The sequence below is a fragment of the Phytohabitans aurantiacus genome (assembly GCF_027923225.1).
Classification (GTDB): domain Bacteria; phylum Actinomycetota; class Actinomycetes; order Mycobacteriales; family Micromonosporaceae; genus Phytohabitans; species Phytohabitans aurantiacus.
On the sequence record NZ_BSDI01000019.1, the window covers coordinates 169,731 to 183,184 of the forward strand.

General features: G+C 70.4%; 12 protein-coding genes and 1 pseudogene. 5 read left to right on the forward strand and 8 right to left on the reverse strand.

The annotated features are described in order from the left end of the window. Nucleotide 1 precedes the first annotated feature (1 nt). Nucleotides 2–640 (forward strand): hypothetical protein, encoded by a 639-nt coding sequence (locus QMG73_RS21225; protein ID WP_281898242.1) that lies wholly within the window; start codon nucleotides 2–4, stop codon nucleotides 638–640. Between the two features lie 137 nt (nucleotides 641–777). Here the strand turns inward: QMG73_RS21225 and QMG73_RS21230 are convergent, their stop codons facing one another. The 4 genes from QMG73_RS21230 to fabG all read right to left on the reverse strand — a co-directional run bounded on the left by QMG73_RS21230 (nucleotide 778) and on the right by fabG (nucleotide 4,169). Further along, nucleotides 778–1,518, reverse strand: coding sequence for an HAD-IIA family hydrolase (locus QMG73_RS21230; protein ID WP_281898319.1), 741 nt, complete (start codon nucleotides 1,516–1,518; stop codon nucleotides 778–780). 66 nt (nucleotides 1,519–1,584) lie between these two features. Next, a complete protein-coding gene (locus QMG73_RS21235; protein ID WP_281898243.1) occupies nucleotides 1,585–2,565 on the reverse strand; it encodes a ferrochelatase in 981 nt (326 codons plus the stop codon). A 112-nt stretch (nucleotides 2,566–2,677) separates the two neighbouring features. After that, on the reverse strand, nucleotides 2,678–3,445 hold the full coding sequence (gene fabI / locus QMG73_RS21240) for an enoyl-ACP reductase FabI (protein WP_281898245.1): 768 nt from the start codon (nucleotides 3,443–3,445) through the stop codon (nucleotides 2,678–2,680). A gap of 19 nt (nucleotides 3,446–3,464) precedes the next feature. After that, on the reverse strand, nucleotides 3,465–4,169 hold the full coding sequence (gene fabG / locus QMG73_RS21245) for a 3-oxoacyl-ACP reductase FabG (RefSeq protein ID WP_281898247.1): 705 nt from the start codon (nucleotides 4,167–4,169) through the stop codon (nucleotides 3,465–3,467). A gap of 111 nt (nucleotides 4,170–4,280) precedes the next feature. On the opposite strand from fabG, the gene QMG73_RS21250 reads away from it, so the two are divergent. Together QMG73_RS21250 and QMG73_RS21255 are read left to right on the forward strand one after the other, a co-directional pair. Beyond that, nucleotides 4,281–5,474: a sensor histidine kinase gene (locus tag QMG73_RS21250; RefSeq protein ID WP_281898249.1), complete on the forward strand. Its 1,194-nt coding sequence runs from the start codon at nucleotides 4,281–4,283 to the stop codon at nucleotides 5,472–5,474. Then, nucleotides 5,471–6,139 (forward strand): response regulator, encoded by a 669-nt coding sequence (locus QMG73_RS21255; RefSeq protein ID WP_281898251.1) that lies wholly within the window; start codon nucleotides 5,471–5,473, stop codon nucleotides 6,137–6,139. Before QMG73_RS21250 ends, QMG73_RS21255 begins: the two co-directional genes overlap by 4 nt. A gap of 982 nt (nucleotides 6,140–7,121) precedes the next feature. Here the strand turns inward: QMG73_RS21255 and QMG73_RS21260 are convergent. From QMG73_RS21260 to QMG73_RS21270, 3 genes are read right to left on the reverse strand one after another with little or no spacing between them, the layout of a single operon-like run. Next, a complete protein-coding gene (locus QMG73_RS21260; protein ID WP_281898253.1) occupies nucleotides 7,122–8,072 on the reverse strand; it encodes a VWA domain-containing protein in 951 nt (316 codons plus the stop codon). Then, the gene (locus QMG73_RS21265) at nucleotides 8,069–8,986 is read right to left on the reverse strand and encodes a DUF58 domain-containing protein (RefSeq protein ID WP_281898255.1); all 918 of its coding nucleotides are present in this window, start codon (nucleotides 8,984–8,986) and stop codon (nucleotides 8,069–8,071) included. The genes QMG73_RS21260 and QMG73_RS21265 overlap by 4 nt, the downstream gene beginning before the upstream one ends. Continuing rightward, nucleotides 8,983–10,116, reverse strand: a complete 1,134-nt coding sequence (locus QMG73_RS21270) for an AAA family ATPase (protein ID WP_281898256.1) — start codon at nucleotides 10,114–10,116, stop codon at nucleotides 8,983–8,985. The genes QMG73_RS21265 and QMG73_RS21270 overlap by 4 nt, the downstream gene beginning before the upstream one ends. A 497-nt stretch (nucleotides 10,117–10,613) precedes the next feature. On the opposite strand from QMG73_RS21270, the gene QMG73_RS21275 reads away from it, so the two are divergent. Continuing rightward, nucleotides 10,614–11,123 (forward strand): PH domain-containing protein, encoded by a 510-nt coding sequence (locus tag QMG73_RS21275; protein WP_281898257.1) that lies wholly within the window; start codon nucleotides 10,614–10,616, stop codon nucleotides 11,121–11,123. Further along, entirely contained in the window at nucleotides 11,120–12,535 is a 1,416-nt protein-coding gene (locus QMG73_RS21280) for a PH domain-containing protein (RefSeq protein ID WP_456107255.1), read from the forward strand. The genes QMG73_RS21275 and QMG73_RS21280 overlap by 4 nt, the downstream gene beginning before the upstream one ends. Here QMG73_RS21280 and QMG73_RS21285 read toward each other — a convergent pair. Beyond that, a pseudogene (locus QMG73_RS21285) lies at nucleotides 12,444–13,439 on the reverse strand (phosphatase PAP2 family protein); the annotation flags it as partial. The gene QMG73_RS21280 and the pseudogene QMG73_RS21285 sit on opposite strands and share 92 nt — an antisense overlap. Between the last annotated feature and the right edge of the window lie 15 nt (nucleotides 13,440–13,454).

The following is a 13,454-nucleotide window of genomic DNA, read 5'->3' on the forward strand; positions in this document are numbered from 1 at the left end:
CGTGCATTTGCCCTTGATCCATGCAATCGCCCTTGATCGCGATCGCTATCGCACGTCGCGCCGCCATCAATTCGGGGGCAGCGCGCCAGCGCTTCCGTGTGCTATCAATCAGGCCGTGCCGTTTCACGCCTTCACCGACGAGACAAAAGAACGCCGCTACGTCATGGTCGCGGCGATTCTCGCGCCATCGCACCTATCGACGGCACGCAGCGCGATGAGATCACTTATCCTCCCCCGACAGCGCCGCATCCACCTACACAAAGAGAGCGATGCGCGACGCAAGCAGATCCTCGACGCCGTCGTCGCGTTCGGGACACGGGCAATCGTGTACGACGGTGGTCGCTTCGGCGGCCGATACAAGGCGGCACGCGACGCCTGTCTCGCCCGGATGGTGACAGACCTGGTCGCCCTAGGTGTCGAACGCTTCGTCCTCGAAACCGAGGAAGGCACGCTGAAAAGCGACCGCCGCTTGATCAGCGGTCTGCTTCGCGACGCCGGATCACAACTGCCCTTCTACCATCTGCTCGCTAAAGAGGAATGCCTGCTCGGCGTTCCGGACGCTATCGCATGGTCCTGGGCGCGCGGTGGTCATTGGCGAAGGCGCGTCGAGGAAATCGTGGACGATGTCAGAAGGGCCTGACTCTGGAAAGCGCCCCGGAAAGCGCGAAACCCGGCCCGCCCACCGTCCGGAAGGCTACCGGGTTCACTTCCAAGCGCTACTGCACTTGGCTCCTCAAAGCTAACCCACCCAACGACCACCGTCAAGGCGACACCGGATCAGATCTCGTCCAGCAGATCGACCACCGAATCGATGATGCGCGACGGGCGATACGGATAGCGTTCGGCCTCGGCGCGAGAACTGATCCCCGTCAGCACGAGGATCGTCTCCAGCCCCGCCTCCAGCCCGCACAACACATCGGTATCCATCCGGTCACCGATCATCGCCGTCGTCTCGGAATGCGCCTCGATCGTATTGAGCGCCGATCGCATCATCATCGGATTCGGCTTGCCGACGAAGTACGGCTCGACGCCGGTCGCCTTGGAGATCATGGCTGCCACCGAGCCAGCGGCTGGCAGCGCGCCCTCGATCGACGGGCCGGTCGGGTCAGGGTTCGTACAGATGAACCGCGCCCCACCGTTGATCAGCCGGACGGCCTTGGTGATCGCCTCGAAGCTGTACGTGCGGGTCTCGCCCAGCACGACGTAGTCCGGCTCGAAGTCGGTCAGGATGTATCCGACCGCGTGCATCGCGGTGGTCAGTCCCGCCTCACCGATGACGTACGCGGTGCCGCCCGGCCGCTGGTCGGCAAGGAACTGCGCGGTGGCGAGCGCCGCCGTCCAGATGGCGTGCTCGGGCACCTCGAAGCCCATCCGGGTCAGCCGCGCCTGCAGGTCGCGCGGCGTGTAGATGGAGTTGTTGGTCAGTACCAGGAACGGCTTGCCGGATGCCCGGAGCCGGTTGATGAACTCGGGTGCGCCCGGCACCGGCTGGCCCTCGTGGACCAGCACGCCGTCCATGTCCGTAAGCCAGCTCTCCACCGGCTTCCGCCGATCACTCACTGTGTCTCCTGCTCGCTCGGTCGCTCACCGCCGGCCTCCCTTGCTCATGCAGCACCCAGCGTGACACGTGTCCCGAGCGGGCAGCGTACCCGCGTCGACGCACTCGCGCACCAGGTCACGGACCATTGCGACGAAGCGCGGGTCGGTTCCCGGCGTGCCCGCGCGGGCGTACGCCATGCCGAGCCGCCGCGCGGTGTCGGCGGCTTCGTTGTCGAGGTCCCAAATCACCTCAAGATGGTCCGAGACGAACCCGATCGGGCTGACCACGACGCCCGCCACGCCCTTGTCGGCCAGCGCGCGCAGGTGGTCGTTGACGTCCGGCTCCAACCATGGCACGTGCGGCGGGCCGCTGCGGCTCTGCCACACCAGGTCCCACGGCAGGTCGGGCGCCCCGAGCGACGCCACCAGCGCGGCTGTCTCGTTGAGCTGCTTCTCATAGAGCCCACCGTCTGGCCCAGCTGTGGAAGCCATGGAAACCGGGATCGAATGCGCTGTGAACACCAGCCGGACGTCGCCAGCGGGCAACGTTGCCCGCGCCGCCCGTACCGCATCGGCGTGCGGCTCGACGAAGCCCGGGTGGTCGTGGAAGTGTCGCAGCTTCTCGATGACCGGCGCGTCGGGCCCGACCGCCGCCCGCGCCGCCGCGATGTCCTCCAGATACTGCCGGCACGACGAGTACCCGCCGTACGCGCTCGTCACGAACGCCAGCGCGTGCCGCACGCCGTCGTCGCGCATCTGCGCGACGGTGTCGGCGAGCATGGGGTGCCAGTTGCGATTGCCCCAGTAGACCGGCATGTCAGATCCGGCCCGCAGCGCCTCCAGCAGCTCGCGGCACTGCTGGTTGATCGGAGACACCCCACCGAAGTGCTGGTAGTGCTGCGCCACCTCGGCCAGCCGTTCCGGCGGCACGTTTCGGCCGCGGGTCACGTTGGCAAGGAACGGGAGCACGTCGTCGGGGTGTTCCGGCCCGCCGAACGACACCAGCAGCAACGCGTCGTACGCCATGCCCCTATCCTGCCCTAACCCAAAATCTTCAAGAGACAGGCGTGAGCTACCGCGACGTCCGCCGCGCGCAAGACCGCTGCTCCCGCGGCCTCACCGTCCGCGGTCCACACCCCTAGGCGCCGACCGCGTGGAATCCCCCGTCGACGTGGATGATCTCGCCCGTCGTGGCGGGGAACCAGTCCGACAGCAGCGCCAGGCACGCCTTCGCCGCTGACTCCTGGTCGCCGAGGTCCCAGCCGAGCGGCGCCCGCCTGACCCACTCGTCTTCGAACTTCTCGAAGCCCGGAATCGACTTGGCCGCCATCGTGCGCAGCGGACCGGCCGAGACCAGGTTGCTGCGGATGCCCTGGCTGCCCAGGTGCAGCGCCAGATAGCGCGACGCCGACTCCAGGCCGGCCTTCGCGACGCCCATCCAGTCGTACACCGGCCAGGCCAGCTGCGCGTCGAAGGTGAGCCCGACGAACGCGCTGCCCTGGCCCATCAGCGGGAGCGCGGCCGATGCGAGGCTCTTGTAGGAGTACGTCGAGACGTGCAGTGCGGTGGCCACGTCTTCCCACGGCGCCGACATGAACCCGCCGCCGAGGCAGCTCTGCGGCGCGAACCCGATCGAGTGCACGACGCCGTCCAGCCCGTCGACGTGCTCGCGTACCTTGTCGGCGAGCCCGTCCAGGTGCTCCTTGTTCTGCACGTCGAGCTCAATGACCGGCGCCTCTTTGGGCAGCCGCTTGGCGATCCGCTCGACCAGCGACAGCCGGCCGAACCCGGTGAGCACGACAGTGGCGCCCTGCTCCTGGGCGAGTTTCGCGACCGAGAACGCGATCGACTGGTCGGTGATGATCCCGGTGACGAGCAGCCGCTTACCGGCCAGCAGTCCAGACAACTCGAAACCCTCCAAAGAGTCAGTGCCCCATGCCCAAGCCGCCGTCCACCGGGATGACCGCCCCGGAGACGTACCCGGCAGCGTCGCCGGCCAGCCAGGTGACGACGCCCGCCACCTCGTCGGCGATCGCGAACCGCCCCGCCGGGATCGCCTTCAGGTACTCCGCCTTGCGCTCCTCCGGCAGCACGGCCGTCATATCCGTCTCGACGAAGCCGGGCGCTACCACGTTGGCGGTGATGTTACGGCTGCCCAGCTCACGGGTGATCGACCGGGCGACGCCTACGAGCCCCGCCTTGCTGGCCGCGTAGTTGACCTGGCCCACCGAGCCGTACAGGCCGACCACCGACGAGATGAAGATCATCCGGCCCCAGCGCGCCCGCAGCATCTTGGTCGCCGCGCGCTTGGCCACCCGGTACGACCCGGTCAGGTTGGTGTCGAGGACCCGCGTGAACTGCTCCTCCGACATCCGCAGCAGCAGCGTGTCGTCGGTGATGCCCGCGTTCGCCACCAGCACCTCGACCGGGCCCAGCTCCGCCTCGATCGCGGTGAAGGCCGCGTCGACCGACGCCGTGTCCGTGATGTCACACTGGACGCCGAACAGCCCCTCGGGCGCCCCTGAGCCCCGGTGCGTGACGGCCACCCGGTCGCCCTGCTTCGCGAACGCCTGGGCGATCGCCAACCCGATCCCCCGGTTGCCGCCGGTCACCAGCACCGTGCGCGACATTGTGTCCCCCTACGTCGTGTGGGCGTGCCGCACAGACATTACCGGGGTATGACCTTGCGGTTGGCACCGTGGTATCACGACCGCACTGGTCACCGCCCGTAACCTGCCATCGTGGGATCGTTCCTTCGCATGGCCTGGCACTGGCTGCGCCGCACCCTCGGCGGCCCGGACTATCCGCCTGTCCAGTTGGGGCCGCGCTGGCGACGGCTGGCGTCGTTCGGTGCGGTCCTGCTCGTCGGGCTCGGCGTCGTGACCGTCCAGTACCTGCACGACGACCGCAGGCTGCCGATGGCCCTGGCGGTGATACTGAGCGTGCTCGCCGTACTGCCGCTCCCGTTCCTGCTCTCCCGGCCGCTCGTGGCCTGGCGGCTGATGATGGTCGCGCAGCTGTTCGGCACGTTCAACCGCCACAATGACATCTGGCCGTGGGCGCCCACCCAGATCGCGATCAGCCTCGTGGTGCTGCTGGTCGTCGCCGCCCGGGTCGACCGGCCGATCGTGGTGTGGATCGGTCTCATCACCCTGATCCCGGTCTGGATCTTCGTGGACCCTGGCAACCAGGCCGGCGTCGCGCTGCTCTACACGGTCGTGATCGTCGTCGGTGACCTGATCGGCCGGAACGCCCGGATCAAGCGAGCGCTCACGGAGCAGTCCGAGGTCAGCGAGCTGGAAAAGGCCCGCCGCGCGGTACTGGAGGAGCGCACGCGGATCGCGCGCGAGCTGCACGACGTGGTCGCGCACCACATGTCGATGATCGCGGTACAGGCCGAGACCGCCCCGTACCGGCTCGGCGACCTGCCCGACCCCGTGCGTGACGAGTTCACGGGGATCGCGGGGGCGGCCCGAGGCGCGCTGACCGAGATGCGCCGGCTGCTGGGCGTACTGCGCAGCGACTCCGCCGAGCCGCTCAAGGCGCCGCAGCCGAGCCTCGCCGACCTGCCCGAACTCGTGGCCACCGCCCAGCGCGCCGGCGTCCAGGTCGAACTCGACGCCGCCAACGGCCCCGAACCGCCCGAGCCGGTCGGCCTGGCCGCCTACCGCATCGTGCAGGAGGCGCTCGCCAACGCCACACGTCACGCACCCGGCGCCCCCGTACGCGTGGAGATCCACCCCTGGAGCCGCCAGCTCCTCATCCGCGTCCACAATGGACCTAGTGCCCAGCCGGCACCCGAGGCCGCTGGCGAGGGGCATGGGCTCGCCGGGATGCGGGAGCGGGCGGTACTGCTTGGTGGCGAGTTCGAGGCGGCACCCACGGATGACGGCGGCTTCGAGGTCGACGCTCGGTTACCCTACGACCAGACATGATCCGGGTACTCATCGTCGACGATCAGGCAATGGTGCGGCAGGGCTTCGGAGCCCTGCTGGCGGCCCAACACGACCTGCTCGTGGTCGGCGACGCCGCCAACGGCGCCGACGCGGTCACCGCCGCGCGCCGCCTCGACCCTGACGTCGTACTGATGGACGTGCGCATGCCGGTCCTCGACGGCCTGGAGGCGACCCGCCGCCTCATCGGCAACCGCCCGACCGGCAGCGAACGCCCACGCGTGCTGATCCTGACCACGTTCGACCTCGACGACTACGTCTACGAGGCGCTGCGGGCCGGAGCGAGCGGCTTCCTACTCAAAGACGCACCCGCCGCCGACCTCGTACAGGCCGTACGCGTCGTCGCGGCCGGCGAGGCGCTGCTCGCGCCGTCGGTGACCCGGCGGCTGATCGCCGAGTTCGCCGCGCGCCCCAGCCGCGACCGTCCCCGCCCCACCGCACTCAACGCGCTCACCCCGCGCGAAACCGAGGTCCTGCGGTTGATCGCACGTGGACGGTCCAATGCGGAGATTGCCGCCGAGCTCGTGGTGGCCGAGCAGACCGTGAAGACCCACATTGGACGCATCCTCGCCAAACTCAACCTGCGCGACCGCGCGCAGGCGGTCATCCTGGCCTACGAAACGGGCCTCGTGGCGGTCGGCGAGTAACCAACCGGCTCTCCCCACACCACGCCGGACGGACCAGCATGGTTGGCCGCACGGCTGGGATGGCTACTGGCCTTCGGGGTGATTTTGGTTGCCGCGTGCCGGGTCTGGTCACCTGATGGGTATACGATGTCGGACGGTTCTGAGCCCGGACGACCTTTGGAGGTGATCGCTGTGCGAGATAGCGATCCCCCTAGTCATAGCCGGGCCGCGCGCCCTCCCTTCTGAGCCACCCGGTTTCGACCGGGCGTGCCTTCGTGCCCTGTCGCCACGGGAGATCCGCCATGAACCGCTACTTCGCCCCGCTGGGCTTCACCCTCGCCGCCGTCTGGGTAGTCGTCCTCTTCGTCCTCGTCTAACGCCCACCCCACACCAACCCGGCACGACGTGTCGCCACCCCTCACACGCCGATCAAGGGCAAACGCACGCGCTTCGATCTCGTTTCCACGCGCGTCCGCCCCCAGGCCAGCCCGACACGGCGCGTCGCCACGCCGCTCCCGCCGATCAAGGGCAAACGCACGCGGTTCGATCTCTTTTCCACGTGCGTTCGCCCTTGATCCATGCGAATGCCCTTGATCGACGCGCAGGACGCGGCGCGCACCGCGCAGAGTGCGGCACGCACCGCGCAGAGTGCGGCACGCACCGCGCAGAGTGCGGCGGCGCACCGCCGCCAACCCCTCAAACCTGGCGGCACGGCCGCGACCGGCGCGGACCCGCTGGTTGCCGCGCGGCGATCAAGGGGGATTGCATCGATCAAGGGCGAACGCACGCGGAAAAGCGATCCAACCACGTGCATTTGCCCTTGATCGGCGGAAGGGGGCGGGCGGCGCGCCGCGGAAGGGGGCGGCGCGCGGCGGAAGGGGGCGGGCGGCGCGCGGCGGAAGGGGGCGGCGCGCGGCGCGGCGGCGGGCAGGGGGGCCGGCGCGGCGCGGCGGGGCGGCGGCAGGGCAGCGCGGGGCGCGGGGGGCGGCCCGCAGGGGTTGGGTTAGGGGAGGCGGCTGGTCCAGAGGAGGCTCATTGCTCCGGCTGCCAACGCGAAGAGCAGCGCGAAGCCCGCGTACCACTGGGTCACCTCGCGGGGCTGGATGCGGTGGCCGATGGAGCTGCCCATGTCTTCGTAGACCTGCTTGAGCTCACTCGCCGACGCCGCCTCGTAGAAGAAGCCGCGCGTGGTCTCGGCCAGTTCGGCGAGCGCGAGGCGGTCGACCGGTACCGGTTGGAGTTGGCCGCCGATGTCGACGACGCCCGAGTCGGTGCCGAACGCGATCGTCGAGACGGGCACGTTGGCCGAAGCCGCCGAGGCGCCGGCCTCTTCGACCGAGCGGCCAGACGTGCGGTAGCCGTCGGAGAGCAGCACGATGCGGGCCGGCGGGGCACCGGCGGCGCCGTCGGCCGGTACCGAGCGGATGGCCTCCAGGCAGGTGAAGACGGCCTCACCGGTGGCGGTGGCTTCGGCCAGCGTGAGCCCGTCGATGGCCGAGAGCACGGACGGGCGGTCCTTGGTCGGCGGTACGAGCACGTTGGCCGACTTGGCGAACGATACGAGGCCCAGGTTGTAGGTCGCGGGCAGCTCGGAGACGAACTGCTTGGCGGCCTCCTGCGCGGCCTCGATGCGGCTCGGCGACACGTCGTCGGCCTCCATCGACAGGGACACGTCGATGGCGAGCATGATGGTGGCGCGCTCCAGCGGCTCCTCGCGGTCGACGGAGGGGCGGGCCATCGCGGTGGCCAGCGCCAGCAGCGCGATCAGGAACGCGACCGCGGCCACGTGGCGGCGCCAGCCGAGGCCCTTGGGCGCGAGGGTGCGCAGCATGTCGACGTTGGTGAAGCGGATGGCGTACTGCCGGCGGCGGAACTGGCGCCACACGTACGCGCCGGCGATGGCCAGTACCGGAAGGAGCGCCAGCAACCACCACGGTTGCAGAAAACGGATCATCGCGTGGTTCCTCGGGTGCGTGCGTGCCGCTGGGCGGCGACGAACCGGACCATGTCCAGCAACCAGTCTGAGTCGGTGCGCAGTCGAAGGTGTGCCGCCCCGGCGCCGCGCAGCGCCTGGGCGATGGCTGTGCGCTGCGCGGCGGCCGCCTCGGCGTACCGGCGGCGCAGTTTGGGATCGGCGGTCTGCACCTCGTGCAGCGCACCGCTTTCGGGGTCGACGAGCGTGAGCACGCCGACGTCGGGAAGCTCCATCTCGCGGGGGTCGACGATCTCGATCGCGACCACGTCGTGGCGCACCGCGAGCTTGCGCATGGGCCTCGCCCACTGGTCGGTCACCGCGAGGAAGTCGGAGATGACGACCGCCACACCCCGCCGGCGCGGTGGGCGGTTGAGCCGGTCGATCAGGGCGCCGAGGTCGCCGCGTCCGGGTTGCACCTGGGTACGCGCGATGGCGCGCAGCAGCCCCTGAGCCTCCTTGCGGCCGGGGCGAGCCGGCATCCGCACGGTGGAGGAGCCCGTGCCGACGACCGCGCCGATGCGGTTGCCGCCGCGCACGGTCAGGTAGGTGAGCGCCGCCGCGGCGGCGATGGCGACCTCCCGCTTGAGGTACTTGGCGGTGCCGAACTCCAGGCTTGCCGACAGGTCGACGGCCAGCCAGGTCTCCAGTTCGCGGTCTGCGACGGTGCGGCGCACGTGGGGCTGCGTGGTGCGCGCCGTGACCGGCCAGTCCATGCGCCGCACGTCGTCGCCCGGCCGGTACTCGCGGGACTCGCCCGCCTCGGTGCCCGGCCCCGGCAGCAGCCCTACGTAGTCACCCTGCAACAGCCCGTCGAGCTTGCGGCTGACGAGGAGTTGGAGCCGGGAGAGGACGGCGTCGGCCCGCGCCGTCGTCTGGGCGTCCAGCGGGCTCATTGCAGGGTGCCGGGCCAGGCGCCCGCGGGTTGCGGCGCGCCCGCGCCCACCCCCGCTGGTGGCGCCGACGGCTGGGCGGCCGCCGGAGCCGCGCTCTGCCGGGGCGCCACGCTGGGCAACGGCACGTTTGCCATCACGCGGGCGACGATGTGGTCGGCGGGGATGTCGTCGGCGAGCGCGTCGTAGCTGAGCACCAGACGGTGCCGCAGGATGTCGGGCGCGATGTCCTGCACGTCCTGCGGGAGCGCGTAGTCACGGCCGCGCATCAGGGCGAGGGCGCGGGTGGCACGCACGATGCCGAGCGAGGCGCGCGGGCTGGCACCGTACTGGATCAGCTGCGCGACGTCGGGTATGCCGTGCTCGGCGGGGGCGCGGGTGGCCAGTACCAGGCGGACGGTGTAGTCGACCAGCGCGTTGTGCACGAACACCTGGTCGGCCTTGCGCTGCAGCGCGAGCAGCTCGGAGGGCGTGAAGACCGGGTTGGGCTCGGGCGCGCTGACGCCCATCCGGTACACGATCTCGCGTTCCTCGGCGTCGGTCGGGTACCCGACGAGGATCTTCATGAGGAACCGGTCGCGCTGCGCCTCGGGCAGGGGGTACACGCCCTCCTGCTCGATCGGGTTCTGGGTGGCCATGACGAGGAACGGGTTCGGCACCTCGTGCGTCTCGCCGCCGATCGACACCTGCTGCTCGGACATGACCTCCAGCAGTGCCGACTGCACCTTGGCCGGCGCCCGGTTGATCTCGTCGGCGAGCAGGAAGTTCACGAAAACCGGGCCCAGCTCGACGTCGAATTTTTCGGACGATTGCCGGTAGATCCGGGTGCCCACGATGTCGGCCGGTACGAGGTCCGGGGTGAACTGCACGCGGGCGAACGTGCCGCCGACGACCTTCGCGATGGTCTCGACGGCGAGCGTCTTGGCCACGCCGGGCACGCCCTCCAGCAGGCAGTGGCCGCGCGCCAGCAGCGCGACGAACATCCGCTCGACCATCCGGTCTTGCCCGACGATCACGCGCTTGACCTCGAACAACGCGCGTTCGAGCGTGGTGGCGTCTTCGGCGGGGGTGGTGCTTGGCGCCAGCGCTTCGGCGGACGGCTCGGGGGTTGCGGGCGTGGTCGGCTGGGCCACCGGTCCTCCACTGCGGTGCGGCGTCATCGACGAGGCGTCGGGTCGGGCAACGGGGCGTTGCCCCACCTAGCCTTACACGCCCAGCTAACCAGCCGGGGATGGAGCGCCGGAAATCCGGCCGGCGCCGGGCCCGGGGTGGCGAAACCCAAAGCGCGAACGGCGCACTGGAACTGGCCAAACAGGCACGGCGTACGGGTAGACAAAAGAGGGTTTTACGCGTGTACGATTCAGCCGTCGCCGGGCGGCTTCCCCCGTGGCCGCCCGGCGCTCTTTCTTTCACCCTGCCGCCCTACACTTCAGCGGTGAAGTGTTCCGCTCGCGGTTGCTCCGAATCCGCCATCTGGGCCCTGAGGTGGAACAATCCCAAGCTGCACGAGCCCGAGCGGCGCAAGACGTGGCTCGCGTGCGAGGCCCATCGCGAATCGCTAAGCGAGTTCCTGAGTGTCCGCGGGTTTCTGCGCGAGGTGGAAGAGCACCGGGCACCGTAGCCTGAACGGGTGACCCCCAGGGAAGCGCCGACCGACGCGCTCGAACCGTGGCCAGACACCGTCGACTGGCGTCCCGTTTCCCGAGATCTCATCTGGGTCGAGCTGATCCGGGTGTGGATCGCCACCGCGGTCGTGGCGGCCGCGGTCGGGTTCGGTTGGGCCGTGAGTGGCCACTGGCTGTTCGGCGTGGGCCTGGCTCTGATCGCCGTGTTCACGGTGTGGGACGCGATCGTCAGCGTGCGCTCGGTGCGCTCGTGGGGGTACGCCGAGCGCGACCATGACCTGCTGGTGCGGCACGGGCTGCTGATCCGCCGGCTGTCGATCGTGCCGTACGCGCGGATGCAGTTCGTCGATGTGACCGCGGGACCGCTGGAGCGCATGTTCTCCCTGGCGACCGTGCAGCTGCACACCGCCGCCGCGGCGAGCGACGCCAAGGTGCCGGGCCTGCGCCCGCCGGAGGCGGCCCGGCTGCGCGACCGGCTCACCGCCCTCGGCGAAGACCGGGCAGAGGGCCTGTGAACCCTCAGGTTGTGGCTACGGAGCCGAAGAAGCGGTTGCATCCGCTTACGCCGTTGCTGCGGGGCGGGCGGGCGCTCGTGGTCATCATCGCGGCGCTGTCGTGGCAGACGCTCGGGCAGGTGGGACTGGGCTGGTTCGCCGTCATGGTGCTCGCGCTGCTGCTCGGCCAGGTCATCCTGGGCATCGTCAGCTGGGCCAACACGGGCTACCACGTGGTCGGCCGGGAGCTGCGGATACACGAGGGCCTGCTGTGGCGGCGCACCCGGGCGATCCCGCTGGAACGCCTCCAGTCCGTCGAGGTGGTCCGGCCGCTGCTCGCCCAGCTCACCGGCCTGGCCGAGCTGCGGCTGGAGGTGGTCGGCGGCGGCAAGACCGAGGCGCCGCTGGCGTTCGTGACCATGCCGGACGCGGTGGCCCTGCGCGAGCGCCTGCTGACCCTGGCGGGGCGCGCCGGCACCGCGACGCCCGCCACGCCGGACGCCCCGGCCGTGGCGCCGATCGAGGTGCCGATCCACGCGGTCACCAACCGGGATCTGCTGATCAGCCAGCTCCTGACGCCGCAGGCGCTGTTCATGCCGTTCGGCGTGGCGTTCGTGGTGGTGCAGTTCGCGTTCGAGGCGACCTGGTCGTTCATCGCGCTGGCCAGTACGGCCACCGCGATGGCGGGCGTGCTGCTCCAGCCGGTACGCCGGGTGCTCGTCGACTGGAACTTCCGGATCGCGCGCGGCGAGGCCGGCCTGCGGCTGCGCGGCGGGCTGCTGGAGACCCGCAGCCAGACGATCCCGGTCGAGCGTGTCCAAGGGGTCGGTGTGACCTGGCCGCTGCTGTGGCGCCGCAAGCGGTGGCTGCGGATGCGGCTCGACGTGGCCGGCTTCGCGACGTCGGGCGGCGAGGAGAGCAAGGCGTTCGACCGGCTGCTGCCGGTGGGTGACGCGCCGACCAGCGAGCGCGTACTGGCCGAGGTGCTGCCCATCCCCACGGGCCAACACAGCCTGACGCTGACCGATTTCCGCTTGTCGAACCCGCCCAAGCGGGCCAGGTGGTTCCACCCGCTCGCGCTGCCGGTGATCGGTATCGCGCTGACCGACGAGATCGTCGCGTCGCGAGACGGCCTGCTGACCCGGCAGATGGTGATCGTGCCGTACGCCCGCGTGCAGAGCGTCCGGGTGGTGCAGGGGCCGCTCCAGCGCCGCCTGCGGCTCGCCACGGTGTACGCCGACACGGCCGGCGGCCAGAGCGCCGCCGCCCGCGACCGGGATCTCAGCGAGGCGTGGTGGCTGGCGGCTGAGCTGGCTCGGCGCTCTCGCGAGGCCCGGGCTCAGCAGACTCAGACTCCGCAGGCTCAGCAGCCGCCAGCCGGGCTCGGCGCGCCGACCACCACCGTTCCCCCAGCCCCACCGCCAGAAACGTGAGCCCCACGTACGCCCAGCCCACGAGCACGTCGAGCACGTAGTGCTCACCGGCGTACACCAGGGTGAACGTCATCGCCAAGGGGTACGACAGCAGCAGGGGCCACCAGCGCTTGCGCACCCGGTTGAGGAAGAACGCCACGACGAACAGGGCGAACGCGGTGTGCAGGGACGGCATCGCGGCCACCGGGTTGGCGGCCACCTGACCGACGTTGAGCAGGTTGCCGGCGCCGTGCATGCCCATCGCCCGCCAGCCGCGGGTGGAGATCCGCACCACGTCGGGCAGCAGCCCGTACTGCGCGGCCCACCACGGCGGGGCGGCCGGGTACAGGAAGTACGTGATCAGGCCGGTGACCGACAGGAACACCCAGCGGCGCATGAACGCGGCCCAGCGTGGCCGGGAGGTGAGCCACAGCACCACGGCGACGGTCAGCGCGGTGACGAAGTGCGAGAAGTACACCCAGCTCACCAGCACGTCCCACCAGTACACCTTGTCCGGGTCGTACAGGTGCTGCTGCAGCCACACCGTGGGCACCTCGCCGCCGGTGGCCCAGCCGAACATCCACCGGTCGAAGGCGATCAGCTCCAGCACGTGCGGCGTGGCGTCGTTGTCGGCGAACCCGCGCGACAGGTTGTAGAGGACCAGTACCAGCACGATCGGCAGCCAGTCGCGCGCGAAGAGCAGGTGGGAGCGCCACGGCTGCCCGATCCGCCAGGCGATCGTCGCCGTCCACAGCCAGCCGAACGCGTACAGCGGATCGGTGGGCAGGCCGATCAGCAGCCAACCGGCCGTGAACAGGACCGCCCAGACCAGCATGGCGATCAACCGGCGCCGCCGGTCGGCCTCGGTCGGCGGCGGCGTGTCGGGAGGCGGCGCGCCGGGCGCCGGTGTGATCGTCACGGACATCGGCGTCCAGGTTAG

Coding starts and splice junctions, on each gene's coding strand:
- fabG (WP_281898247.1), bottom strand. CDS start 4,169: ATGTCGCGCACGGTGCTGGTGACCGGCGGCAACCGGGGGATCGGGTTG.
- QMG73_RS21235 (WP_281898243.1), bottom strand. CDS start 2,565: ATGGCGTACGACGCGTTGCTGCTGGTGTCGTTCGGCGGGCCGGAACAC.
- QMG73_RS21260 (WP_281898253.1), bottom strand. CDS start 8,072: ATGATCCGTTTTCTGCAACCGTGGTGGTTGCTGGCGCTCCTTCCGGTA.
- QMG73_RS21255 (WP_281898251.1), top strand. CDS start 5,471: ATGATCCGGGTACTCATCGTCGACGATCAGGCAATGGTGCGGCAGGGC.
- QMG73_RS21265 (WP_281898255.1), bottom strand. CDS start 8,986: ATGAGCCCGCTGGACGCCCAGACGACGGCGCGGGCCGACGCCGTCCTC.
- QMG73_RS21230 (WP_281898319.1), bottom strand. CDS start 1,518: ATGGACGGCGTGCTGGTCCACGAGGGCCAGCCGGTGCCGGGCGCACCC.